The 22,129-nt window shown below is 68.8% G+C and carries 27 protein-coding genes; 7 read left to right on the top strand and 20 right to left on the bottom strand.

What is annotated here, in order from left to right; translation table 11 throughout:
* Positions 1-26 precede the first annotated feature (26 nt).
* From MKK58_RS21555 to MKK58_RS21535, 5 genes are all read right to left on the bottom strand, one after another.
* Positions 27-1,082 (bottom strand): cell wall hydrolase, encoded by a 1,056-nt coding sequence (locus MKK58_RS21555; RefSeq protein WP_409565286.1) that lies wholly within the window; start codon positions 1,080-1,082, stop codon positions 27-29.
* Positions 1,083-1,198: 116 nt separating this feature from the next.
* Entirely contained in the window at positions 1,199-1,462 is a 264-nt protein-coding gene (locus MKK58_RS21550) for a hypothetical protein (protein ID WP_243914651.1), read from the bottom strand.
* 205 nt (positions 1,463-1,667) lie between these two features.
* Positions 1,668-4,352: a pyruvate, phosphate dikinase gene (gene ppdK, locus MKK58_RS21545; protein WP_243914650.1), complete on the bottom strand. Its 2,685-nt coding sequence runs from the start codon at positions 4,350-4,352 to the stop codon at positions 1,668-1,670.
* A gap of 147 nt (positions 4,353-4,499) precedes the next feature.
* Positions 4,500-4,652, bottom strand: coding sequence for a DUF3096 domain-containing protein (locus tag MKK58_RS21540; RefSeq protein ID WP_243914648.1), 153 nt, complete (start codon positions 4,650-4,652; stop codon positions 4,500-4,502).
* 78 nt (positions 4,653-4,730) lie between these two features.
* Complete coding sequence (locus MKK58_RS21535; protein WP_243914645.1) at positions 4,731-5,372, bottom strand: L,D-transpeptidase; 642 nt, start codon at positions 5,370-5,372, stop codon at positions 4,731-4,733.
* 213 nt (positions 5,373-5,585) lie between these two features.
* On the opposite strand from MKK58_RS21535, the gene MKK58_RS21530 reads away from it, so the two are divergent.
* A complete protein-coding gene (locus MKK58_RS21530) occupies positions 5,586-6,029 on the top strand; it encodes a VOC family protein (protein WP_243914643.1) in 444 nt (147 codons plus the stop codon).
* Between the two features lie 6 nt (positions 6,030-6,035).
* Here the strand turns inward: MKK58_RS21530 and MKK58_RS21525 are convergent, their stop codons facing one another.
* Entirely contained in the window at positions 6,036-6,479 is a 444-nt protein-coding gene (locus MKK58_RS21525; protein ID WP_238275397.1) for a cyclic nucleotide-binding domain-containing protein, read from the bottom strand.
* A 303-nt stretch (positions 6,480-6,782) separates the two neighbouring features.
* Here MKK58_RS21525 and MKK58_RS21520 point away from each other — a divergent pair, with 303 nt between their 5' ends.
* A complete protein-coding gene (locus MKK58_RS21520; RefSeq protein ID WP_313899297.1) occupies positions 6,783-6,977 on the top strand; it encodes a general stress protein in 195 nt (64 codons plus the stop codon).
* Positions 6,978-7,885: 908 nt separating this feature from the next.
* Here the strand turns inward: MKK58_RS21520 and MKK58_RS21515 are convergent.
* Positions 7,886-8,689: a response regulator gene (locus MKK58_RS21515; RefSeq protein ID WP_238275395.1), complete on the bottom strand. Its 804-nt coding sequence runs from the start codon at positions 8,687-8,689 to the stop codon at positions 7,886-7,888.
* Positions 8,690-8,836: 147 nt separating this feature from the next.
* Between MKK58_RS21515 and MKK58_RS21510 the strand changes: the two genes are divergently transcribed.
* A complete protein-coding gene (locus MKK58_RS21510) occupies positions 8,837-9,094 on the top strand; it encodes a NepR family anti-sigma factor (RefSeq protein WP_243914639.1) in 258 nt (85 codons plus the stop codon).
* A gap of 112 nt (positions 9,095-9,206) precedes the next feature.
* Here MKK58_RS21510 and MKK58_RS21505 read toward each other — a convergent pair whose 3' ends face one another.
* The 10 genes from MKK58_RS21505 to MKK58_RS21460 all read right to left on the bottom strand — a co-directional run bounded on the left by MKK58_RS21505 (position 9,207) and on the right by MKK58_RS21460 (position 15,375).
* A complete protein-coding gene (locus tag MKK58_RS21505) occupies positions 9,207-9,383 on the bottom strand; it encodes a DUF1328 domain-containing protein (protein ID WP_003599466.1) in 177 nt (58 codons plus the stop codon).
* Between the two features lie 148 nt (positions 9,384-9,531).
* Complete coding sequence (locus MKK58_RS21500) at positions 9,532-9,729, bottom strand: hypothetical protein (RefSeq protein WP_243914638.1); 198 nt, start codon at positions 9,727-9,729, stop codon at positions 9,532-9,534.
* A gap of 55 nt (positions 9,730-9,784) precedes the next feature.
* Entirely contained in the window at positions 9,785-10,396 is a 612-nt protein-coding gene (locus MKK58_RS21495; RefSeq protein ID WP_243914637.1) for a glutathione S-transferase, read from the bottom strand.
* Between the two features lie 41 nt (positions 10,397-10,437).
* Entirely contained in the window at positions 10,438-11,625 is a 1,188-nt protein-coding gene (locus MKK58_RS21490; RefSeq protein ID WP_243914636.1) for an alpha/beta hydrolase, read from the bottom strand.
* A gap of 141 nt (positions 11,626-11,766) precedes the next feature.
* Positions 11,767-11,988, bottom strand: coding sequence for a hypothetical protein (locus MKK58_RS21485; protein WP_243914635.1), 222 nt, complete (start codon positions 11,986-11,988; stop codon positions 11,767-11,769).
* Positions 11,989-12,063: 75 nt separating this feature from the next.
* Positions 12,064-12,504 (bottom strand): response regulator, encoded by a 441-nt coding sequence (locus tag MKK58_RS21480; protein WP_243914634.1) that lies wholly within the window; start codon positions 12,502-12,504, stop codon positions 12,064-12,066.
* Between the two features lie 154 nt (positions 12,505-12,658).
* A complete protein-coding gene (locus tag MKK58_RS21475) occupies positions 12,659-13,555 on the bottom strand; it encodes a dienelactone hydrolase family protein (RefSeq protein WP_243914633.1) in 897 nt (298 codons plus the stop codon).
* Between the two features lie 76 nt (positions 13,556-13,631).
* Positions 13,632-14,111, bottom strand: coding sequence for a hypothetical protein (locus tag MKK58_RS21470; RefSeq protein WP_243914632.1), 480 nt, complete (start codon positions 14,109-14,111; stop codon positions 13,632-13,634).
* Positions 14,112-14,248: 137 nt separating this feature from the next.
* Complete coding sequence (locus MKK58_RS21465; protein ID WP_243914820.1) at positions 14,249-14,692, bottom strand: DUF192 domain-containing protein; 444 nt, start codon at positions 14,690-14,692, stop codon at positions 14,249-14,251.
* Positions 14,693-14,757: 65 nt separating this feature from the next.
* On the bottom strand, positions 14,758-15,375 hold the full coding sequence (locus tag MKK58_RS21460) for a cold-shock protein (RefSeq protein WP_243914630.1): 618 nt from the start codon (positions 15,373-15,375) through the stop codon (positions 14,758-14,760).
* 282 nt (positions 15,376-15,657) lie between these two features.
* Here MKK58_RS21460 and MKK58_RS21455 point away from each other — a divergent pair, with 282 nt between their 5' ends.
* Positions 15,658-16,647, top strand: coding sequence for a DUF1624 domain-containing protein (locus tag MKK58_RS21455; RefSeq protein ID WP_243914628.1), 990 nt, complete (start codon positions 15,658-15,660; stop codon positions 16,645-16,647).
* 22 nt (positions 16,648-16,669) lie between these two features.
* Here MKK58_RS21455 and efp read toward each other — a convergent pair whose 3' ends face one another.
* Positions 16,670-17,236: an elongation factor P gene (gene efp, locus MKK58_RS21450; protein WP_056474694.1), complete on the bottom strand. Its 567-nt coding sequence runs from the start codon at positions 17,234-17,236 to the stop codon at positions 16,670-16,672.
* 185 nt (positions 17,237-17,421) lie between these two features.
* On the opposite strand from efp, the gene epmA reads away from it, so the two are divergent.
* The 3 genes from epmA to MKK58_RS21435 all read left to right on the top strand — a co-directional run bounded on the left by epmA (position 17,422) and on the right by MKK58_RS21435 (position 20,074).
* Positions 17,422-18,474, top strand: coding sequence for an EF-P lysine aminoacylase EpmA (gene epmA / locus MKK58_RS21445; protein ID WP_243914626.1), 1,053 nt, complete (start codon positions 17,422-17,424; stop codon positions 18,472-18,474).
* Positions 18,471-19,553, top strand: coding sequence for a lysine-2,3-aminomutase-like protein (locus MKK58_RS21440; RefSeq protein WP_409565285.1), 1,083 nt, complete (start codon positions 18,471-18,473; stop codon positions 19,551-19,553). The genes epmA and MKK58_RS21440 overlap by 4 nt, the downstream gene beginning before the upstream one ends.
* A gap of 71 nt (positions 19,554-19,624) precedes the next feature.
* Positions 19,625-20,074, top strand: a complete 450-nt coding sequence (locus MKK58_RS21435) for a Tellurite resistance protein TerB (RefSeq protein WP_243914624.1) — start codon at positions 19,625-19,627, stop codon at positions 20,072-20,074.
* A 3-nt stretch (positions 20,075-20,077) separates the two neighbouring features.
* Here the strand turns inward: MKK58_RS21435 and MKK58_RS21430 are convergent, their stop codons facing one another.
* Together MKK58_RS21430 and MKK58_RS21425 are read right to left on the bottom strand one after the other, a co-directional pair.
* Positions 20,078-20,470 (bottom strand): phage holin family protein, encoded by a 393-nt coding sequence (locus MKK58_RS21430; protein WP_243914623.1) that lies wholly within the window; start codon positions 20,468-20,470, stop codon positions 20,078-20,080.
* Between the two features lie 101 nt (positions 20,471-20,571).
* A complete protein-coding gene (locus MKK58_RS21425; protein ID WP_243914621.1) occupies positions 20,572-22,002 on the bottom strand; it encodes an SNF2-related protein in 1,431 nt (476 codons plus the stop codon).
* Between the last annotated feature and the right edge of the window lie 127 nt (positions 22,003-22,129).

Raw genomic sequence — 22,129 nt, 5'->3', positions numbered from 1 at the left:
AAAAAGCGCGGGAACGATTCAGGATTTCAGGTCTGTCCGCGCTTGAGCTGGTAGAAGATGTGCCGGCCGATGACGTCCATCTTCTTCAGACGCCGGGACCAGCCGGGTTTCACGTAATCGGCATGGTAATGCGTCGCGCCACCCACCTCGCTCAGGTAAGTCCGGCCCTCGATCACCGCGCTGGCGATGCGGGTGGCCGTCTGCCAGGAGGGACCGTCCGTCACGCGCAGGGACTTGCCCTCGCAGGCGAAGGAGAACTGGCAGCCCATGTAGCGGTGGCGGTTCTGGTAGACGACACCGCAGACGTTGCTCGGGTAGAGGCCGCTCTTGACCCGGTTCAGCACCACCTGGGCGACGGCGGCTTGGCCCTCCTCAGGTTCGCTGCGGGCTTCGAAATACACGGCCTCGGCGAGGCAGCGCTGCTCTCGGTCCATCGCGTCAGGGCCGATCAGGTCGGCGTAGCGGTGGCGCGCGGCCTCGGGCGTCGCGTCCGGCACCGGCGTGGTGGCGCTGTCCGTCGTACCCGCGCGGGGTGACAGGCCCGGGAAGGCGAGGCTCGCCGCGGCGACCTCGATCGGGGTCGCATCCGCCGGGGCCGGGGTCGTGGAAGACAGGGCCTCGGCGCGGGGGATCGCGGGCGTCGCGCCGTCCTCGACGACGATCGGGCCATCCTCGACTTCCGGGTTCGGGTACAGGCCGAGATCGGGGGCGGGTACGAAGCTGGCGTCGAGATCCGGGTTCCAGGCTGTGGAGCCGGGTGCGATCAGGCCGTCGCCCGGTTCCGCGAGGCTGGCCCGGATGACCATGCCGGAGGCTGGCGCATCGGTGCCGCCGCTCGGGAGGCGTGCAGCCGAGCGCCGGGCCGGATGGGTGCGCGTCTGGGTTCCGGAGAGGCGAGCGCCGGGCGAGGCCGTGGCGGCGACGCGCGACGCGCGGTCGGCGAGGCCCGCGGCGCCCGGGACCATGTCGGTTCCCGCCGTGGCGGTGAAGGAGACGAGGAGGCCGAGCCCGGCCGTCCAGGGCACCATCGCGGCGCTGAGCCAGCGCAGATGCGAGGCGCGTCGTAACCGTTTCGTGCCCACGCAACCGACCTGCACAAGGATGCCAAACGCGCGGATCGCCGGCCCTAAGGGAGGGGCAGCGGCCCGTGAGATCGACTATCGTGCGGTATGGTTGCGGAGCGGTTAAGGGCGCCGGGTCAGAGCGCGCCCGGCCGCCCGTGCGTGGCGCCGAGATGCCCGATCAGGGTCGCCAAGCCCGTATGCTCGCCGGCCTGACCGCTCGCGATCCGCTCCGCGTCGGCGCCGCTCTGGGTCGCGACGGCGAAGACGAACAGCGCGATCGTAGCGAGGCCGCCGAGCCCGGTGACGACCCACAGGTAGGCCTGCTGCATCGCGCGGGGCAGCGGGACCGCGACGGGATTCTCGTTGATGAAGAGAGGGGGTGGGCTGGTGTCGTTCATGCCGGCGATCCCACGCGTTGGCTGCCGCCCCTATAAGCAGGATGACCCGCGCGCTACGGTTCGGCACTAGCACTGAACGTGCCCGCGCGAAATCGGTTCGCCGTGTTTTCGACAATTTGTTGAACGGGACCTTTCGGAACGCAATCGGGGCAGCCATGGCTGCACCGGATCACGCTCGCGATGACTCTTCCGACGGCGTCGGCCCCTACTTGTCGGCTTTGCTGGTTCCCTTGGCCGCGAGGGCGGCCTGAGCCGCCGCGAGGCGGGCGATCGGCACCCGGTAAGGCGAGCAAGAGACGTAATCGAGGCCGACCTCCTGGCAGAAGGTGATCGAGGCCGGATCGCCGCCGTGCTCGCCGCAGATGCCGAGCTTGATGTCGGGGCGAACCGCGCGACCGCGCTCCACGCCGATGCGCACGAGTTCGCCGACGCCCTCCTGGTCGATGGAGATGAACGGATCCGCCGAGAGGATGCCCTTCTGCGTGTAGGCGCCCAGGAAGGTCGCGGCATCGTCGCGGGAGATGCCGAGCGCGGTCTGGGTCAGGTCGTTCGTGCCGAAGGAGAAGAACTCCGCCGTCTCGGCGATGTCGCCCGCCCGCAGGGCCGCGCGGGGCAGTTCGATCATCGTGCCCACTTGGTAATCAAGCGTGCCGCCGGTTTCGGCAGAGACTGCCTTCGCCATGGCATCGATGCGCGCCTTGACGATGTCGAATTCCATCTTGGTGAAGACGAGCGGCACCATGACCTCGGAGGTCACCGGTGCACCGGTCTCCTTGGCGGCCTGGACGGCGGCCTCGAAGATGGCGCGGGCCTGCATCTCGGCGATCTCCGGGAAGGCGATCGCGAGTCGGCAGCCACGGAAGCCGAGCATGGGGTTGAACTCGTGCAGTTCCGTCATGCGGCGGCGCAGCTTGTCCTCCGACACGCCCATGCTCTGGGCGACGTCCCGCACCTCCTCGTCCGTGTGCGGCAGGAATTCGTGCAGCGGCGGATCGAGCAGGCGGATCGTGACGGGCAGGCCCGACATGATCGTGAACAGCTCGACGAAGTCCTGGCGCTGGTAGGGCAGGATCTTGGCGAGCGCCGAGCGGCGGCCCTCGACGTCGTCGGCCAGGATCATCTCGCGCACCGCGATGATCCGGTCACCCTCGAAGAACATGTGCTCGGTGCGGCAGAGGCCGATGCCCTCGGCGCCGAAGTTGCGGGCGGCGCGTGCGTCGGTCGGCGTGTCGGCGTTGGTGCGGACCTTCATGGTGCGCACCTTGTCGGCCCAGCCCATCAGGGTGGCGAACTCGCCCGACAGGGATGGCTCCAGCATCGCCACCTCGCCCAGCAGCACCTGCCCCGTCGAGCCGTCGATGGTGATCTTGTCGCCGGCCTTGAGGGTGGTGCCGGCGACTGAGAGCGTGCCGGCCTTGTAGTCGACGCGGATCGAGCCGACGCCGGAGACGCAGGGCTTGCCCATGCCGCGGGCCACCACGGCCGCGTGGCTGGTCATGCCGCCGCGGGTGGTGAGGATGCCCTCGGAGGCGTGCATGCCGTGGATGTCCTCCGGCGAGGTCTCCACCCGCACGAGGATACACTTACGCTCGGCCTTGCGGGCGGCCTCGGCATCCTCGGAGTTGAAGACGATCTCGCCGGTGGCCGCGCCCGGCGAGGCCGGCAGGCCCGAGGCGATGACCTTGCGCTCGGCCTTGGGGTCGATGGTGGGGTGCAGGAGCTGGTCGAGGGCGGCGGGCTCGACCCGGCCGATGGCCTCCTCCTCGGTGATCAGGCCTTCCGCCGCGAGGTCGACGGCGATGCGCAGGGCCGCCTTGGCGGTGCGCTTGCCGTTGCGGGTCTGGAGCATCCAGAGCTTGCCCGACTCGATGGTGAACTCCATGTCCTGCATGTCGCGGTAATGAGTCTCGAGGAGACCGTAGATCCGCACCAGCTCGGCGTAGGAGTCCGGCATGGCCAGCTCCATCGACGGACGATCGGATTTGGCCTCGATGCGGGCCTTCTCGGTGATGTCCTGCGGGGTGCGGATGCCCGCCACCACGTCTTCCCCTTGCGCGTTGATCAGGAACTCGCCGTAGAGGGCGCGCTCGCCCGTGGAGGGGTTGCGGGTGAAAGCGACGCCGGTGGCCGAGGTGTCGCCCATGTTGCCGAACACCATGGCCTGGACGTTGACGGCCGTTCCCCAGCTCTCCGGGATGTTGTTGAGCTCGCGGTACTTCTTGGCGCGCGGGATCATCCAGGAATCGAACACCGCGCCGATGGCGCCCCAGAGCTGGTCCTCGGGCGCCTGCGGGAAGTCCGAGCCGTGCTCGGCCTTCACGATGGCCTTGTACCTGGTCACGAGCTGCTTCCAGTCCTCGGCGCCGAGTTCGGTGTCGAGGCTGACGCCCTTGCCCTCCTTGTAGTGCTCCAGGGCCTCCTCGAAGGCGTGGTGCTCCACGCCGAGGACCACGTTGGAGTACATGGTGATGAAGCGGCGGTAGGAATCGTAAGCGAAGCGCGGGTCGCCGGCGCCCTCGGCCAGGGCCTCGACGGTGACGTCGTTGAGGCCGAGGTTCAGGACGGTGTCCATCATGCCGGGCATCGAGGCGCGGGCGCCCGAGCGGACCGAGACGAGGAGCGGGTTCTTCGGGTCGCCGAAGCCCCGGCCCGTGAGCGCGCCGACCGCATCAAGGGCGGCCTGGACCTCGGCCTTCAATTCGGCCGGATACTGCTGCCCGTGATCGTAGTAGTAGGTGCAGACTTCGGTCGTGATGGTGAACCCGGGGGGAACCGGCAGGCCGAGATTCGACATCTCCGCGAGGTTCGCGCCCTTGCCGCCCAGCAGGTTGCGCATGGACGACTGGCCCTCGGCCTTGCCGTCACCGAAGGAATAGACCCACTTGCCCATTTGTATCCGTCCGCTTGCGGGAGTGAAACACGCCCCATTCCTAGCACGGCGGGTTGGACCATCTCCTGCTGCAACGCAAGATGAACGGCGCGGCCACACCGGAACCGTGTAACGCTTTCGACGGTGTGTAACCGTGTTGTGCGCTGCCTAGGACAGAGCCCGAAAGACGCCGAGGCCGATCAATCCCACAAGGATCAGGTAGATAGCCACGATGAAGTTCAACAATCGTGGCATGATCAGGATCAGTACGCCGGCCGCGAGTGCGATGATCGGTTGCAAGCTCGAAGTGGTGATCGTCATCGAATGCCTCTCTGAATATTGGGTCGACGACGCGTCGGCGCCGGATCTGTCGATCAAAGCAATCCAAATGGGTCGATATCAAGCGCGGTACTTGCCATTTCGCTTGACCAGAACCGTCGCTCCGACCGGAACACGCTCGTAGAGATCGACGATGTCTTCGTTCAGCATGCGCACGCAGCCCGAGGACATCTGCTCTCCGATGCTCCAGGGCTCGTTGGTCCCGTGGATTCGGAACAGGATGTCGCGAGAGCCCTGGTATAGGTAGAGCGCGCGGGCGCCGAGGGGATTGTCGACGCCGCCCTTGAGGGTGCGCGGCAGGTCCGGGTTGAGGGAGACCATGGTGGTGGTCGGGCGCCAATCGGGCCACGTGCCCTTGCGGCCGACCCGCGCCTGACCTTTCCACGAGAATCCGAGCTTGCCCACCCCGACGCCGTACTGCACCGCAGTGCCGTCCTCCTGCACCAGGGCGAGCTGACGGGCGTCGATGTCGACCACGATGGTGCCGGGCTTCTCGGGGCCGGTGTAGCGCACGATCTGCCGGCGGTACTTCGGGTCGAGGCGCGTCTTGTCGACCAGCGGTACGTCGAAGGGCTTGTCCGGCATCGTGCCGGTGTACCAGGCCGCCTCGTCGTCCTGCGCCACGCTGACGGGGCCGCGCGATTGGCACGCGGCCAGGGGGGCCAGCAGGATCAGCCCGAGGGCAAGGCGGCGGGACGGCATGGACGACTCCACGATTCGACGCGTCGGACGACGCCACAGCCCTGACTAACCGCCCGGGAGCCTGGACGTTGTGTCTTTCCCGCCGCAGGTTCGTGGTCCCGTAAGGCCGGGTCGGGCGCAATGCCGCCGCATTGGCGCGGCGACCGCCATTGCGTCGCGCGGAGCCGGGCCACATGATCGGCCCGTTCCGAAGCTGCAGGTCCCAGAGCCACCATGGCCGATACCGAGACGCTCCCCACGGTCGATGTCGAGGCGCCGCTCGCCGAAATCGGGCCGGCGATCCACCTCGACCATTGCGTGATCCACGTCAGCGACTGGGAGCGCGCGAACGCCTTCTACGGCGACGTGATGGGGGCCGAGATCATCCGGCGCGGCGCCGGCTTCGCCTACCGCTTCGGCGGGGTGCAGCTGAACGTCCACGGTCCTGGCATCGAGGCCGCGCCGCTCGCGAAACACCCGGTGAGGCCCGGCAACAGCGACCTCTGCTTTCGCTGGTCCGGGCCGGTCGAGACTGCCGCGGCCCATCTGGCGGCCCACGGGGTTCCGGTGGAACTCGGTCCGGTCGAGCGCAACGGCGCGGCGGGCCCCGGCCTGAGCCTCTATTTCCGCGATCCGGACGGCTCCCTGATGGAGTTCATCACCTATCCCGAGGCCTGAGCGGGATCAGCCCTGGCTCTGCGCCAATTGCTGGTTGGTCTGCTCCAGGCGAAGGGCGAGTTCGCGCATCACCGCGATTCCGATCTGCGGAAATTGTCCGAGGAGTTCGAGGAAGACCGCGCGGTCGATGCGCAGGGCGGTGAGGGTATCGAGGGCCGCCACCGTGGCCGAGCGGGGTTGGTCCGCCAGGATGCCCATCTCGCCCACCAGGGCATTCGCGCCGAGAAGAGCCAGCCGGAACGGCCCCTGCGGCCCGTCGATCGAGACTTCCGCCGAGCCCTCAAGCAGCAGGTAAGCGGCGTCGGCCGCGTCCCCGCGCGCGAATAGCTGCTGGCCAGCCTCGAAATGGACGCGCTCGCTCGTGAAAGCCAGAAGCTTGAGGCGGGACGGCTCGACACCGCGAAACAGCGGTACCTGGCGCAGCGAGGAAACCTCGGTGTCGAGGGTCATGGATGGGGCTCCTGGGACGGGCTTGGGTTGGGCGCGACGTCCCTCCCGACACCGCAAGATCGGCTTGCATCCAATGCGGGTCGACACGCCTTTGTCCAGAGCCCGATCCCGGCATCGGCGTGGGTCTGCACAGGCCCGCACGGGCGATCCTGTGATTTCAGCGCGACGAATCGGCGGCCAACGGTTAAGCTTGGATTGATGCACAATCCTGCCCGCGACTTTGCTGGTGACGGCCCGAGTCGAGGAACCATCGATATTGGCAAAGGTTGTCCTCTCAGTGAAAGCAAAGCTGAGGAGGCGCTGATGGCATCAGGAAATTCCACCTCGAAGCGAGGTTTCGCATCCATGGACCTCGAGCGGCAGCGAGAGATCGCGAGCAAGGGCGGGCGCAGTGTGCCGGCCGAGAAGCGCTCTTTCTCCCAGGATCGCGAACTTGCGTCCAACGCTGGTCGCAAGGGCGGCCAGTCGACCGGCTCCGGTCGTCCGGGCGACGAGTAATTTCTTCCGCGCGCGACCCGTCAGGGTCGCGCGCGTCGCTTCCCGACACTTCGGCAACGACAAAGCCCCGCTTTATCGAAGCGGGGCTTTGTCGTTGCGTCGGTTTGTGGAGAGTTGCGACCGTTTCAGGTCATGCAGCGGCCGGGGACCATGCGTCGCGCCTCTGGTCCAGCAAGCGAGCTGATGGCTCGCTCGCAACCCTCTTGGAGAGGCTTGCGCATCCGCGGGCCATCCTTGTCGCTCGCGGTACGACCGGCGCCCGGGATGGCCGGCACGATGCGCGTGCCTGATCCCGGGATCGAGGCGACCTCGACCGGGACTGAAGATTGAGCCGGCGTTGACGAGACGACAAATGCGGGGGCGGGCGTCCATTGATCTGCGGTCTGACGGATCGTGGGGTGGACGAGAAGCGTCAGAATCGCGGCCGGTCCACTCACGCTGAGAAAGAAGCCTGACCGAGACATCGTCGTAATCTCCAGGAGGAGCTTGACAGGTTGTCGGTCTAACGCGCGCCCGGAAAAACGGTTCCTTAACCACGATGTTCTGAATAGCGCGAAGTTAAAGGCATCGATCGAATTGTCTGCGCTTAACTTTCGCTCGCCTCGGTGATGGGCGGCGGTGTGGCGTCGGCGCATCATGTGCCCGGAAAATCGCATTCGGTTCGTGGATATCGGAACCCGCTGCGTGGCATCGCCGTTGTCATGGCAACCCGGCCGCCTGGTCCTCCCCCGCATTCCCCTTGTGCATTGGCCGGAAACTTTTAGCGGGCCGGACTTTTGTCCGGCCCGTTTTTTCGTTTCCACCGGTTTGAGACGCGGTGGCCAGCCTTCGGATGCGCGGGCAACAAAAAACCCCGGCGCGGGCCGGGGTTTTTGCCTTTGATGTCGTGTCGTTCGTGGTCGTCGCGATCAGGCCGACTTGGCCTCACGGCGGCGCGCGCTCTGCTGGAAGAACAGCGCTTGGCTGATGACCGCCGAGACGTTGGCGGGCTGGAAAGGCTTGGCGATGAGGAAGGCCGGCTCGGGACGCTCTCCGGTGAGGAAGCGTTCCGGGTAGGCCGTGATGAAGATCACCGGAACCTCGAAGGTCTTCAGGAGATCGTTCACCGCATCGAGGCCGGAGCTGCCGTCGGCGAGCTGAATGTCGGCCAGGATCAGGCCGGGGCGCGTACCCTCGGAGGCGATCTTGATGGCCTCGGTCCGGGTGCGGGCGACGCCGATCACGTTGTGGCCCAGGCCCTCCACCAGGGCCTCTAGATCCATTGCGATCAGCGGCTCGTCCTCGATGATGAGGATTTCGGTGGCCATGTCGGCGGCGAGCTCGCGGCCGGCCTCGTCCACGAGATCCCGGACCTCGCTCACGTCCACCGCGAGAATGATCGCGGCGTCCTCCTCCGAGAAGCCCTCGAGGCAGGACAGCAGGAAGGCCTGACGCGGAAGCGGCGTAATCTGACCGAGGCGCACCTCCGCCGGCAGGTCGTGCTGAACCTGCTCGCTTTGCCCGTTGACCGAGAGGGAGTTCCAGATGCGGGTGAACACACGGAAGAGGTCGGCCTTGACGTTCGAGCTGCGGCCGAGCGTCTCCGGCTCGTTCACCAGTGTTTCCAGGGTGGCCGCCACATAGGCGTCGCCAGCAACCTGGCTGCCGGTCAGCGCCCGCGCGTAACGGCGCAGGTACGGCAGATGCTGAACGACGAGTTGAGCTGTCGACATTATATCCCCTTGGCTTTGCCGTACTCTCGGGCGCCTCCGCCACAACGCGGAATGCGGGGCTCCGTTCCGCCGGCTGGGAACCGATTGTTCACACCAGCGTTGCAGGTGCAGCCATGGCCTATGTGAAGCCGCAAAACAATCGCGGCGATGTCGCTTGTCGACATCCAAGGGGACCGAAGTATGGAAGACAACGAATCGGGCGGTGGCCCCCCCTTCGAGGGGCCAGCCCCGAACGGCACGGATGCGACGGCGCGACAGGGCCTGAGCGATCACACGCAGAAGCGGATCGGCCTGCATCTGCGCGCGATGTACGACACCATCGTGCAGCAGCCTGTCCCCGACCGTTTCCGCGACCTCATCGCCAAGCTGGATACCTCGGTGCCGGGGTCGGATTCACAAGGCTGACGCACCCGATCAGCCCCTTCATCGACCTCCACCACGAGAAAGGGCCGCTCGTTTTCAGCGAGCGGCCCTTCTTCTGCGAACCTCTAAGCGTCGATCGCGACGCCGGTGCGGTTCAGAGCGTCGGCGAACGACCGCGCATCAGGCCGATCACGGCCGAGATGGCGAAGAGTACGATCGCCACGAAGAACACGAGCTTGGCAGCTTCCATCGCCGTGCCGGCGATGCCACCGAAGCCGAGAAGCGCCGCGACGAGGGCGACGACCAGGAACGTAACGGCCCATCCGAGCATGTGACTCAACCCTCTATCAAGTACGGTGCAGCATCGGCTGCGACCTCATGACAGCATAACGTCAAGTTACGGAAGGGGTTCCTGGGGTCGTCACACGATCGCCATCTTTTAGCGCCGCCGCATGGCGTGTCCGTGAAGCGAACCCGCGTCAGAAGGCTTTGCGCGCCGCTCGACGCCAGAACAGGCCCGCGAGCCCCAGGGCGAGGCCGTACTGGAGGAGCCCGTTCTCGGCGAGGTCGAAGGGCGCCAAGTGCAGATGAAGCGCGAGGCGCGTCAATCCGTTGAGGATCAGGACGCCTCCGCAGAACAGGGCGGCGGCGGCGAGGGTGGCGACGAAATCGGGCATGGCGGCGCATCCGGTTGACCCGGAGGCGCCGTCGCAACTCGCGCGCCAGCGGAGATCAGGCCGCGGGCGGGCGCGTCGCCATCATGGATGGACGGGCGGCGAACGCCTCGTACCAGGCGGCAAGCGCCGGATGGGCCGCTCGCCAGACGATCTCGGGAAAGCGCAGATCGAGGTAGCCGAGCGCGCAGCCGAGGGCGATGGTGCCGATATCCACGCGGCCGGCAAGCGTTCCGGCAGCGGCTTCGAAACTCGCAAGCCCGCTCTCGATCTTGGCCTGCTGCGCCGTGATCCAGGCGGCGGAGCGCTCGGCCTCGGGACGGGCCGTCAGCTCGTAGCGGATCAACAGGGCTGCATCGAGCATGCCGTCGGCGGTGGATTGATCGTTCAGGGCGATCCAGCGCGCGGGGCCCGCGTCCGGGAACAGGCTGCCGCCGGCCCGGGCATCGAGATACTCACAGATCACGCGGCTATCGGCGATCGCCTGCCCCGTCTCGTCGATCAGGGTCGGCACCTGCGCCAAGGGATGGCGGGCCAGGATCGTGCCGTCGCGCTTCACCGGGTGGGCGGCCGTGGGCAGGAGTTCGAGGGACTCGGCGAGGCCGTGCTCGTGGGCGACGACCATGACCTTGCGGGCGAACGGCGAGAAGTGGGAGTGAAACAGCTGCATCGGGTATGGTCCGGGTCGGGGTCGGGTCTTCGTGCGGGCGCTCAGGGTCGGCGCGAACTCGCGGGCTTGGCGCGCGGCGCGGCGGGCGCGGCCGGCGCGACAGCGGCAGGTGCGCTCGCCCGCGGCGTCTCGACGGCGAGGCGCTTGACGGGCCAGCCATCCGCCCAGCGCTCCATGTCGCTGAAACGCGGATTGCCCTTCAGGGCGCCGGCATCGCTGCCCCCGAAGGCAGCGGCGGCTGCGAGATCGAAGGTCTTCCAGTAGGCGAGATAATCGAGGCTGTCGGCGCGGGCGTTGTTGATCTGCGCCACCAGCGTCGTCTGCTCCCCCGTCAGCGCCATGTCGGGCGTCCACTTGAACGGGGCCGCCGGCTGCTTCGGATCGCGCGGCGGCTCGGGCGGCAGCTTGATCGCACCGCCATCATAGGCCGTGTCGACGGCCGCCGGCGAGGACAGCGTCGCCGTCAGGGCCGGAAAGCCGTGATCGTCCGAGAGGGCGCGCACGAAGAGCTTGCGCTCGCTCGTCACGCTGCTGGCCTCCCGCAACAGGCGCCGGGCAGCGAGGTCGGCCGCCCGGGCGTCACGGTCGCCGATCACCGTGAGCACGAGGGTTTCGGGCGCGATCCGCGAGAGGTCGTGCAGGACGACGCCCCGCGCCCGCGCGTCGCTGGCGATGCCGCCTGGCATGATCGCGAAGACCAGGCGCGGGATGGGCAATCCCTGCGCCCCGGCATCGGCCGCGATGTTGGCCGCGATGGGGGCGCCGGCCAGATGGCCGATCAACGCGACGCGCGTCCGGTCGGGCTTGGCCTCCGCGTCGCCCTGGAGATCCGAGAAAGTGGTGCCCAGGATGCGCGCGGCGATGGCGCTGGCGTCCGAAGGCCGGGTCCGGTTCAACTCCTGGAAGCGGGGGAAGATGACCAGTGCGCCGGTGCGCGCGAGATGGTCGATCCAGGCGCCGTAGGCCTGTGGGTTCGGCGCGCCCCAGGCATGCAGGAGTACCACGACCGGCCGGCCCTCGGCCGGGGCGGGTCCGGACTTGTAGAATAGGAAGCTCCCGGCACCGGCTTTGCCGAGGCCGCGCTTGATGATCGTAGCGCCGAGATCGATGATTCCGCCCGGTCCGTCCTTGGGCTGGACGGGCGGTGCGGCCGCAAACGTCGGCGATCCGGCCGCGAGCAGGGCAACGACGCCGCAGGCGGCAAGACCGAGGGGAAGGTTCAAACGCATGGAAGGCCCGATCGACCGGCCCGGGACTGCCGTGGGTTTGTCCCCGCCGGCATGTGGACCTGAATTCTCGAGGATCATACGGCAAACCCGCGCCGTTGAGTGCGGTATTCCCGCCGCACTCAGTCAGTCGTTCTCGCGTGATCAGGTGCCGGAATGGTTACGGCGCGCGTCGATCATGGCGGCCAGACGCATGAGATCGCTGGGCTGTGCCGAATCCGTGACGTCCTCATAGACACTCCGCAGACGATTGCCGAGCGTCGACAGCATACGCTGGTCCGACAAGACGGTGAGCGACGACCAGCCGTCATCCGTGTTGGCGGCATAGGCAGTACGGTCAGGTTTCATGTTCGGCTCATGGGCCATCGCGCGGCCTCTCGCTTACGGGAAACCCGTCAACGGCCATACGCCCCCATGTTTCCATTGATGTATGATAATACTTTAGGCGCCGCCCGCGGGCGAACCGATCACGTCGGGGCGCGGCCGCGCCCCGTCTGGCCGCCCGGCGGCTTCCTCGACCCAGGCCAGGATGTCGGCGGCGCGCCAGGGCTTCGGGATGAAGGTGGCCGAGACACGCAGGTCGCTCGGCTGGTCGCCGGCATCACCCGAAGTCAGGAGCACGCGCACCCGGGGCCAGGTCACGCCGATGATGCGGGCGAGTTCAAATCCACCGATCGGCCCCGGCGTACGCACGTCCGAGAAGACGACGCTGACTTCGTCGGCCCGGTCGTTCAGGATGGCGAGGGCGCGTTCGGCCGTCTCGGCCTCGATCACCCGGAAGCCCGTTTCTTCCAGCAGTTCGGCCGCCAGGAAGCGCTCGTCGGGTTCGTCCTCGACGACGAGAATCACGGGGCGTGCATCCGAAGAAGTCACTGCACTCATGGGTCCGGAACGCTCTTGAGGCCAGAACGGCGGGCCGCTGACATCGTTGCGCCACGGAGCACGGAAAGTGTCAATGTGGCCGATCGGACAGGATCGCGGATCGACCTTCGAGACCGTGCGGTTGTGCTTTCGGTGTCACGCTTTCGTGAGGGTTTTATCCCACGCCGTGGGACTTCAGGAACGATAGGGCCCGCGCCCAACCATCCTTGGCCTCGACGGGACGGTAGCTCGGCCGGTAATCGGCATGGAAGCCGTGCGGTGCTTCCGGGTAGACCACCAACTCCACGGATTTCCCGGCCGCGACGGCCTTGTCCCGCGCCGCCTCGACGGTCGCCACCGGGATGCCGGTGTCGGCGCCCCCGTAAAGGGCCAGGATCGGTGCATTGATCTCGGCGGCCACGTCGGTACCGGTGCGCGGCTGGATCTCGGTTCGCTCTCCGCCGACAGGTCCGTACCAGGCCACGCCCGCCTTGAGATCCTTGCGGTGCGCCGCGTAGAGCCAGACGCCGCGCCCGCCCCGGCACCAGCCCATGGTCCCGATCCGGGCCGGATCGCCCTGCGCGGCGGACACCGCCCAGGAGGCGGCCGCGTCGAGGTCGGCCATCCATTGCGCGTCCGGCGTCTTCGAGATGACGTCGCGGATGATGAGCTTGGCGTCCGTCATCGTAGAGAGATCGCCCTGACGGGCGTAGAGTTCGGGCGCGACGGCGCAGTAACCCGCCTTCGCGAGGCGTCGGCAGATGTCCTTGATGTACTCGTGGACGCCGAAGATCTCCTCAATGACCAGGATGACGGGAAATTGCCCCTCGCCTGCGGGCATCGCGCGGTAACCCGGCATCGGGCCGTCTCCGGCCGGAATCTTCACCTCACCGGCCTCGAGACCCTCGGCATCGGTCCGGATCACCTGCGCCTCGACCGAGGTCGTTGCCAGGGTGAGGCCCGTCATCAGGCTCGTCATGACGAAACCGCGCCGGGAAAACGGCGGCGTCAGGAGCCCGTCGAGACCTCCGAGCGGCGCGTCGACGGATGGGCAATCGGGCGTGTTCGACATGGTGTCCCCGGTCGGTCTCGGACCTGTCCGTGACAGCTAGGGCAGCGCGAGCGCGGGACCATCTCGGTCCCGCGTGTCAGAGGGTGGCGCGCTGACGGTTGGGTTCGCCCGTCCGCTGCGGCACGGGCATCACGGTCCGGCGCGACGGCGTCCGGCCCTCGGACGCGGCGGCGCGCTTGCGGGTCGTGGCCGGGGGCTTGGGCCGCACCAACTCGCCGAGGGCGACGAAATCCTCACCGCCGCCCCGGGCGCCGGGACCCGCGACGAGTCCGAAGCCGAGGGCGAAGGAGCGCGCGAGGTTCGCGTCGGGGCTGACGCCGAAAGCCTCGAGCGCCGCCAGGAAGGCCTCGCGGAAGGCGCGCGGGCCGCACCAGTTCTTCTCCGAAAGGTGCAGCGGCCACTCCCAGAGATCGCCGCGCCGCATCGCGATCATGTCCGCGGCGATGAAGTAGCCGCTGGTCCGATGTTCCAGCCCGTCGACGAGCAGGCGCCATTCGGTGTTCGCGAACGGGCGGTTCGGGGTCGTGCAGGCGTGATCCGAATGCTGGTCGATCATGATGTTCCCTCGTCGACGTCGCGGCGCACCCGTGGCACGCCGGAACGGTTCAGAACATTAAGGGAACATTGATCCGAAACAGAACAGGCGTCAAGCCTTTGTTCTCGATGTGTTCGGTCGCAGACGGCTCGGCGCCTTCAGCGCGTCTTTCCGCCGAAGAGCGGGTGCTCGACCCGGTCGCCGGGATGGATCTTCAGCCGGGCCGCCGTTCCGGCGTTGAGTTCGAGCACCGACAGCACGGGCTCGTTCGAGGGAATCACCTTCGTGGACAGCGGCTCGGTATCGGCCGCGATCTTCGCGATGCTGCCGTCCGGCCGGATGAACAGCATGTCCAGCGGCAGATAGGTGTTCTTCATCCACATCGCGACGGGGGCCGTCGCCGCGAAGTCGAACAGCATGCCGTGGTCCGGTGCCATGGTGCGGCGATACATGAGCCCGCGCGAGCGGTCGGCGTCGGTGCGCATCACCTCCACGGCGAAGTTGTGCCGTCCGCCCCGGGTGACGATGCTCAGCGGCTCGGTCGGTCCGGAGGCGGCGTCCTGCGCCGCGACCGCTCCGGGCGCCAGGGCGAGGAGCGTCATCGCGAGAAGCGCGCAGAAGCGGCCGCGCCAGTCGGTCGTGCGTCGAGAAATCACCGGACCATCCGTCAATGTGAAGCGGGCAGTGCGCCGTCGAGGAGGCGGACTTCCGCCGCCATCCTGCCCTTCGAACCGTCGCCGTAGCGGACGAGAACCATCTCGCCGGGCTTGAGTTCGGCGATGCCGTAGCGGCGAAGCGTCTCCATGTGCACGAAGATGTCCGGCGTGCCGTCCCCCCGGCTGAGAAAGCCGAACCCGCGCAGCCGGTTGAACCACTTCACCACGGCCGTCTCGAGTCCGCTTGTCGGCGTGACGGTGACGTGGGTGCGCGGCAGGGGCAGTTCGGAGGGGTGGATCGCCGTCGACTGGTCGAGGGACAGGACCCGGAAGGCCTGCCAGCCGCGCGGCCGCTCCGTGGCCTCCACGACGACCCGCGCACCTTCGCTGGCGCTCTGGTGCCCGTCGCGCCGCAGGCAGGTGATGTGAAGCAGCACGTCCGCCGAGCCGTCGTCGGGGATGATGAAGCCGAAGCCCTTCGCGACATCGAACCACTTGATTCGGCCCGCCACCTCCACGAGGTCGAGGGGGCGCTGAATGTCCGCGCCGGGGCCTTCACCGGCGCGGGTGTCGTCGGTCTCCCCCGACGAATGCCGCCCGAACGGGCCCGAACCGAAATCGTCCGACATGTAAGCAACCCACACCGAATCACGCCACGCGACCCATGAAGGAGATTAACAAAGTCATGACTCGGCGGAAGCCCGTTTGACGGTCGCGGAGGCTCATCGATGCCGCATTGTTTGGCACGGCGGTTCGGGCGCAACAGAACGAACTGTCCCATCGCGTTCGTGTGCCAAAGCGTTTTCTGACTTCGGCGCTTCGGATTCAAATTTCGTTCATCAAGGGCACCGAAAGCCGATCGGCCGGGCGGTAGCGCCTCCGTGGCAGATCGGTGCTAGGGGCATGCCGGCATGACCAGCCCCGCTTCGCCGACCACGCCGTCCCGCCCGCGCTTCGACGCCATCGATGCGGCCCGTGGCGTCGCGCTGGCGGCGATGGCGACGTATCACGCCCTCTGGGATCTGGGCGCCCTTCGCCTGACTCCCGAGAACTACGCTCTGACGCCGCTCGGCCGCGCGGCGGCGCACGGGATCGCGGGAAGCTTTCTGATCCTCGTCGGTCTCGGACTGGTGCTGATGAACGGCGTCCGCTTCGCGGCGCGGCCCTTCGCCCTGCGGCTGGCGCGGATCGCGGGCGCGGCGCTCCTCGTCACAGGCGCCACGGCGCTGTCCGACCCGACGCATTACATCTTCTTCGGCATCCTGCACTGCATCGCCGTCGCCAGCGTCCTCGCTCTGCCCTTCGTGCGCGGTCTGCCGGTCTGGAGCGCGGCCCTTGCCGGGCTCGCCATCATGGCCGCGCCGCACCTCGTTTCGGCCGACTGGCTGGACGCGCCGGTCCTGGCGTTCCTCGGCCTCGGACGCGGGACGCCCCAGACCAACGATTACGTGCCGCTGTTTCCTTGGGCGGGTCTCGTCCTCATCGGCGTTGCCCTCGCCCGGGCCGGGCTGCCGGCCTTCGCGGGCTCTCGGGCCGGCGGATGGCGGGCGCGGGGACGCCTGGCGCGAGGCCTGACCTTCGCCGGGCGGCACAGCCTCGCGGTCTACCTCATCCACCAGCCGGTGCTGATGGGATTGCTCACCGGCCTCGTGACCCTGACCGGGCCGCATCCGCAGGCCGGCGTCGCCGAGTTCCGGGCGCTCTATGTCCGCAACTGCACCGCCACCGGCGGGGAGGCCGGGGCCTGCGCCACAGCCGCGTCCTGCGTGTCCGATGCGTTCCGCCGCGACGGGCTCTGGGCCGACCGGCCGCGCAGCTTCACGGCCGAGGAGCGCCTCAAGGCCCAGGCGTTGTCGCAGGCCTGCTACGAGGCGGCCGAGGGAACGGCGCCGACGCCCTGAAGGCGGGGCGCCGTTCCGGATCTCAATCCTTGGCGCGCTCCACGTAAGAGCCATCCTCGGTCATGATCACCACGCGGGTGCCCACGGCGATGTGCGGCGGCACGGCGGTGCGCACGCCGTTGGAGAGAATGGCGGGCTTGTAGGAGGAGGAGGCGGTCTGGCCCTTCATCGCCGGCTCGGTCTCGGTCACCTCGAGCACGACGCGCTGGGGCAGCTCCAGGGTCAGGGCCACGCCGTTATGGGTGGAAACCATCACGGCCATGCCTTCCTGCAGGTACGGCGCGGCCGAGCCGACGACGTCCTTGGGGATCGCGACCTGGTCGTAGTTCTCGGGGTTCATGAAGTGGAAGCCCTCGCCGTCCTCGTAGAGGAAGGTGTGCTCGCGGTCCTCCACGAAGGCGCGCTCCACCGACTCGGTGGTGCGGTAGCGCTCGGACACCTTCACGCCGTCAGTGATGCGGCGCATGTCGAGCTGCGTCACCGGTGTGCCCTTGCCGGGGTGGATGTTCTCGACCGTCAGGATGACGTAGAGCTTGCCATCCTTGTCGACGACGTTGCCCTTGCGGAGCGTAGAGGCGATCACCTTCACGGGGTCTGGTCCTGCTGTGTTCGTTGGAAAAACGGACGCATCGCCCCGCCGCGGTTTCCTCCGCGGGAGCGACATCATGGCCCCGCCACTAACCTATCCGAGGCCCCGTTGCCAGTCGCGGCGCGCGGCGGCGCCCGAGAGAGCCGAAATTCCCGCATCATGATTCCTGCGTTCTCGGCCACACGATGAACACCCCCTCCCCCTGGTGGGCCCCGCACCGGCACGCCGACCGCCGCCCCGCCCTGATGGCGCGCAACCGCATCGTCGCGGCGTTCCGGGCGCATTTCGAGCAGGCGGATTTCGTCGAGGCGGAGGCGGCCGCGCTCCAGGTCTCGCCGGGCAACGAGGCGCATCTCTCGGCCTTCGCCACCGAGGCCCTGGGACCGGACGGGTCGCGCCGGCCGCTCTACCTCCACACCTCGCCCGAATTCGCCTGCAAGAAGCTGCTGGCGGCCGGCGAGGAACGGATCGTCAGCTTCGCCCGCGTCTTCCGCAACCGCGAGCGCGGACCCCTGCACCACCCGGAATTCACCATGCTGGAATGGTACCGGGCGGGGGCCGACTACACCGACCTCATGCGCGACTGCGCCGACCTCCTGGCTCTCGCGGCCGAGCGGGCGGGCACCCGGCGCCTGCGGCATCGCGGCCGCGAGGCGGACCCCTTCGCGGCGTTCGAGCGGATCACCCTGGCGGAAGCCTTCGCGCAGCGCGCCGGGATCGACCTCCTCGCCACCATTGACCGCGACGGCCGCACGGACCGCGACGGCCTCGCGGCGGCGGTGGCGCGGTCCGGCCTGCGCGTGGCCGAGGACGACACCTGGGGCGATCTATTCAGCCGCGTCCTCGTCGCCCGGATCGAGCCGCATCTCGGCCTCGGCCGGCCCACCATCCTGTACGAGTACCCGGTGAGCGAGGCCGCGCTCGCTCGCCCGAGCCTGCGCGACCCCCGCGTGGCGGAGCGCTTCGAGCTCTATGCCTGCGGCGTCGAGCTCGCGAACGCCTTCGGCGAACTGACCGATGCCGAGGAGCAGCGCCGCCGCTTCAAGTGCGCGATGGCCGAGAAGGCGCGCGTCTACGGCGAGACCTACCCCATCGACGAGGATTTCCTCGCCGCCCTCGCGGTGATGCCGGAGGCGAGCGGCATCGCGCTCGGCCTCGACCGCCTCGTCATGCTCGCCACCGGCGCGCCGCGCATCGAGGACGTGATCTGGACCCCCGTGGCGGGAGACCCTGTGTGAACCGGCCCGTGAACGGAATCCTGCGCGATCCGGCGGCCCTGGCTCGCGCCGGCCTCGCGGCGCCCGCCGACCTGCCCGCCCTGGAGGCGGTGGCGGCGCGCTACGCCGTCTCGGTGACGCCCGACATGGCCGAGCTGATCGACCCCGCCGATCCGGCCGATCCGATCGCCCGCCAGTTCCTGCCCCGGGCCGAGGAGCTGGAGACGCGGCCCGAGGAGACGGCCGACCCCATCGGCGACGACGCGCACAGCCCCCTGCCCGGGATCGTCCACCGCTACCCGGACCGCGTGCTCCTGAAGCCGCTCCATGTCTGCCCGGTCTATTGCCGATTCTGCTTCAGGCGCGAGATGGTCGGGCCGGACGGGCTGGGCACGCTCGGCGAGGCCGATCTCGCGCGGGCGCTGGCCTACATCGCGGCCCGGCCCGAGATCTGGGAGGTGGTGATCACCGGGGGCGACCCCTTCGCGCTCTCGGCCCGCCGCCTCGCCCACATCGCCGAGGTTCTGGCCGGCATCCCGCACGTGCGGGTCCTGCGCCTCCACACCCGCGTGCCGGTGGTCGATCCGGGCGCCGTCACGCCGGCGCGCGTCGCGGCCCTGAAGCGGTTCGGCGGCGCGGTCTTCGTGGCGCTCCACGCCAACCATCCGCGCGAGTTCACGCCGGCCGCCATGGCGGCGATCGCGCGGCTGGTGGATGCCGGCATCCCCATGGTGAGCCAGACGGTGCTGCTCGCCGGTATCAACGACGATCCCGCGACCCTGGAGAGCCTGATGCGGCGTTTCGTCGAGAACCGGATCAAGCCCTACTACCTGCATCACGGCGATCTCGCCCCCGGCACGGGGCACCTGCGCACCGGCCTCGGGCACGGCCGCGACCTCATGCGGGCCCTGCGCGGCCGGCTCTCGGGCCTCGCCCAGCCGCTCTACGTCCTCGATATCCCGGGGGGGCACGGCAAGGTGCCGGTGGGGCCGAACTACCTCACGGCCTCGGCGGCCGGCTGGCGGGTGACCGATCCGCGGGGGGCGGAGCATGCCTATCCGCCGGAGTCCGAACCTGGCTCAGTAAGTCCCGCGCGTTGACAGTTCTTCGCCGCGACGCTTTTGATGCCGGAAACGCGCGGCGCGCGACCTCACGATCCTCGGGGAAGCTGATGGGTGTGTTTCAGGATTTCGTCGGGCGCTTCAGCCAGACCATGACGTCCTATCTCGGCGACCGTCCCCTGATGGAGGCGGCGGTCTCGGCCGCCGCCAACGTCATCCTGGCCGATTACGAGATCGACGAGGAGGAGATCGAGGCGGCGCTTGCCGGCATGCGGGCCAACCCGATCCTCGAGAAGGGCTACGACACCCTGAAGCTCGAGGCCGAATTGTTCGAGGGCATCGCCCGCGCCCGGACCCGCGCCGGCCGCGCCGAGAACCTGGGCTTCGTCGCCGGCATCGCCGATCGGGACGCCACCCAGCGCCGGGCCGTCTTCCTCATCGCCGCGGACGTCGCCGACCAGGCCGGGATCAGCGCCGTCGAGCACGCGGCGCTCGCCGAGATCGCCGCCGCTCTGAAGGTCGACAAGGACGCTCTGCTCGGATCGGCGGCGGGGGCCTGAGCCTCAGCCGGAGACGCGATCCGAGACGAGCGCGGCATCCTTCTCGACCTGGCGCTCGAAGCGGCGCGGCAGCAGGTTCGAGCGGGCCATCCGGCGCAGGCCCATCACCGTCAGGACGAGCGCGACGGCGGCGAACGGGCCGCCCACGATGAGTGCTGCCAGGATCTCGGAGCCGATCAGGGCCGCCAGGCCCTTCACCAGGGCGACGAACAGCATCACCAGGGCCGCGACCACGAGGACGAGCGCGGTCCCGAAGCGGGCGACGAGGCCGAGGATGGCCTGGATGTTCCCGTCCGTCTCCCGCCGCATCAGTTCGAGTTCCTGGCCGACGAGGTCGCCGCCATGGCGCAGGCCCTCGCTGATCAGGCTGCGCAGGCTCTGCGTCTTTTGGGCCATCGGATCGGGTCCTCGTGGTAGGGGCGGCGGGCGCGGGCGTGAAGACGTCCTGGAAGCCACAACCGTGGCGGTTCGATCGCGTTCCGGCCCCCGCGCGCCGATCAGGCCGGCGGGGCCTCCCGCTCCGCGACATCCGGCGCCTCCCGGATCGCCGCCGCGATGGCGTCGAGGAGCACCGTGTCCTCCCCCGCCATCGCCTCCATGGCGGCCATGCGGCCGACCACGGTGGCGGCGATGCGCTCCTCCACGGTGTCCTCGGCCAGCGCGTAGTAGATCGTCGCCCGCTTGCCGTCGCGGTGGCAGCGCCCCTCGATCTGGGTCAGCTGGATCGCGCTGTGGCGCAGGTCGTGGACGATGAGGGCGCGGGGCCGCGTGCCGCCGGGCATCTCGCCCTCGTGCAGGGAGATCGATTCGGTGACGGTGAAGACCACGGCGTCGAGGTCTCCGCTCTGGAAGGCGAGCCGGGTCGCCTCGTTGGCCTCCCCCGCCCGGGTCCCCGTGATCGAATCCGCGCGCCAGCCCGCCGTGCGCAGGGCCTCGACCAGGGCGTCGCCCGTCTCCAGGAAGGCCACCGAGATCGCCACCTGATGGCCATCCTCGATCAGGAGATCCGCAAAGGCGGCCGTGCCCGAGACCCGCAGCAGGCTGGCCTTCTGGCGGAAGCGTAGATCCGCCGCCCAGCCGGCCGGTCGGCGGGTGCTGCCGCCGAGCAGGCCCCATTCGCGCCGGAACTCCCGCCAGGTGGCATCGTAGAGCCGACGCTCGGCGGGGCTCAGGGCCACGGGGCTGAGTTCGCGCTGCACCTCCGGCCAGCCGGCGATGTCGGCGGGGCGGCGGCGCAGGCCGATCGCCCGCTCGCCCTTGAACAGGAGGTCGGCCATCACCGCGCAGTCGCGCGGGTTCGCCTCCCAGGACCAGTTGGTCCAGCGGCCCTTGGCCCGGCCGATCCCGAGACGCTGCATCAGGGCGCGGAACTCCGCCAGGGTCGCGGCCGGCTCGCCCGCCGCGTGGCCGAGAAGGTGGCCGAGATAGGAGAGTTCGTGCGGCGCCTGTCCGGCGGTAGCGCTGAGATAGACCGTGAAGGCCGCCGATTCCGCGATCTGCCGGCAGACCAGGCTCTGCTGCGCGTACGGGTTGCGGATGCGGTGGCTCTCATCGAACACCACCAGGGGCCAGGTCCGCTTCGGGGTCCCGTGCCGGGCGAGCGCATTGTTCCGGGCGCGGGCCGAGCGGCTCTTTCCTGCTGGCGGCGGCGCCATCAGGGCCTTGGTGCGCTCATAGTTGGTGAGGGTGATCGCCTTCTCGGCGAGGCCCGACAGCGCGATGGTCCGGCGCCATTGCGGCATCGCGCCCTTGGGACAGACGATCAGGATCTCGCGCTCGGGCATCGCCGCGAGCGCGCTCCAGACCGAGAGGGTCTTGCCGAGGCCCGTGGTGTCGCCGAGCAGGAAACCGGGCCGCCCCGCTGCGCGCGCCGCCAGGATCGCGCGGCTCGCGGCCACCTGATGCGGACGCGGAACGAGAGACGGCATCACGGGCATCCGGCAATGCGGGCCTGCCCAGCGCGCAGGCGTGAATCTCTTCTCGGCGGATGCGTTTTGGCACCTGCGCGAAGTCTTTGCGCCGGCCTCACCATGTTTTGAAAACCTTGGAACTGTT

It is taken from the genome of Methylobacterium sp. J-078 (assembly GCF_022829285.1).
GTDB lineage: Bacteria > Pseudomonadota > Alphaproteobacteria > Rhizobiales > Beijerinckiaceae > Methylobacterium.
Note: the sequence above shows the minus strand (reverse complement) of the source record. Positions and strands in the feature narration are given on the sequence as shown.

Excerpts from the sequence above, each read along its gene's own strand:
- MKK58_RS21550 (WP_243914651.1), bottom strand. The coding sequence starts at position 1,462 with ATGAACGACACCAGCCCACCCCCTCTCTTCATCAACGAGAATCCCGTC.
- ppdK (WP_243914650.1), bottom strand. The coding sequence starts at position 4,352 with ATGGGCAAGTGGGTCTATTCCTTCGGTGACGGCAAGGCCGAGGGCCAG.
- MKK58_RS21540 (WP_243914648.1), bottom strand. The coding sequence starts at position 4,652 with ATGACGATCACCACTTCGAGCTTGCAACCGATCATCGCACTCGCGGCC.
- MKK58_RS21535 (WP_243914645.1), bottom strand. The coding sequence starts at position 5,372 with ATGCCGTCCCGCCGCCTTGCCCTCGGGCTGATCCTGCTGGCCCCCCTG.
- MKK58_RS21530 (WP_243914643.1), top strand. The coding sequence starts at position 5,586 with ATGGCCGATACCGAGACGCTCCCCACGGTCGATGTCGAGGCGCCGCTC.
- MKK58_RS21525 (WP_238275397.1), bottom strand. The coding sequence starts at position 6,479 with ATGACCCTCGACACCGAGGTTTCCTCGCTGCGCCAGGTACCGCTGTTT.
- MKK58_RS21520 (WP_313899297.1), top strand. The coding sequence starts at position 6,783 with ATGGCATCAGGAAATTCCACCTCGAAGCGAGGTTTCGCATCCATGGAC.
- MKK58_RS21515 (WP_238275395.1), bottom strand. The coding sequence starts at position 8,689 with ATGTCGACAGCTCAACTCGTCGTTCAGCATCTGCCGTACCTGCGCCGT.
- MKK58_RS21510 (WP_243914639.1), top strand. The coding sequence starts at position 8,837 with ATGTCGCTTGTCGACATCCAAGGGGACCGAAGTATGGAAGACAACGAA.
- MKK58_RS21505 (WP_003599466.1), bottom strand. The coding sequence starts at position 9,383 with ATGCTCGGATGGGCCGTTACGTTCCTGGTCGTCGCCCTCGTCGCGGCG.
- MKK58_RS21500 (WP_243914638.1), bottom strand. The coding sequence starts at position 9,729 with ATGCCCGATTTCGTCGCCACCCTCGCCGCCGCCGCCCTGTTCTGCGGA.
- MKK58_RS21495 (WP_243914637.1), bottom strand. The coding sequence starts at position 10,396 with ATGCAGCTGTTTCACTCCCACTTCTCGCCGTTCGCCCGCAAGGTCATG.
- MKK58_RS21490 (WP_243914636.1), bottom strand. The coding sequence starts at position 11,625 with ATGCGTTTGAACCTTCCCCTCGGTCTTGCCGCCTGCGGCGTCGTTGCC.
- MKK58_RS21485 (WP_243914635.1), bottom strand. The coding sequence starts at position 11,988 with ATGGCCCATGAGCCGAACATGAAACCTGACCGTACTGCCTATGCCGCC.
- MKK58_RS21480 (WP_243914634.1), bottom strand. The coding sequence starts at position 12,504 with ATGAGTGCAGTGACTTCTTCGGATGCACGCCCCGTGATTCTCGTCGTC.
- MKK58_RS21475 (WP_243914633.1), bottom strand. The coding sequence starts at position 13,555 with ATGTCGAACACGCCCGATTGCCCATCCGTCGACGCGCCGCTCGGAGGT.
- MKK58_RS21470 (WP_243914632.1), bottom strand. The coding sequence starts at position 14,111 with ATGATCGACCAGCATTCGGATCACGCCTGCACGACCCCGAACCGCCCG.
- MKK58_RS21465 (WP_243914820.1), bottom strand. The coding sequence starts at position 14,692 with ATGACGCTCCTCGCCCTGGCGCCCGGAGCGGTCGCGGCGCAGGACGCC.
- MKK58_RS21460 (WP_243914630.1), bottom strand. The coding sequence starts at position 15,375 with ATGTCGGACGATTTCGGTTCGGGCCCGTTCGGGCGGCATTCGTCGGGG.
- MKK58_RS21455 (WP_243914628.1), top strand. The coding sequence starts at position 15,658 with ATGACCAGCCCCGCTTCGCCGACCACGCCGTCCCGCCCGCGCTTCGAC.
- epmA (WP_243914626.1), top strand. The coding sequence starts at position 17,422 with ATGAACACCCCCTCCCCCTGGTGGGCCCCGCACCGGCACGCCGACCGC.
- MKK58_RS21435 (WP_243914624.1), top strand. The coding sequence starts at position 19,625 with ATGGGTGTGTTTCAGGATTTCGTCGGGCGCTTCAGCCAGACCATGACG.
- MKK58_RS21430 (WP_243914623.1), bottom strand. The coding sequence starts at position 20,470 with ATGGCCCAAAAGACGCAGAGCCTGCGCAGCCTGATCAGCGAGGGCCTG.
- MKK58_RS21425 (WP_243914621.1), bottom strand. The coding sequence starts at position 22,002 with ATGCCGTCTCTCGTTCCGCGTCCGCATCAGGTGGCCGCGAGCCGCGCG.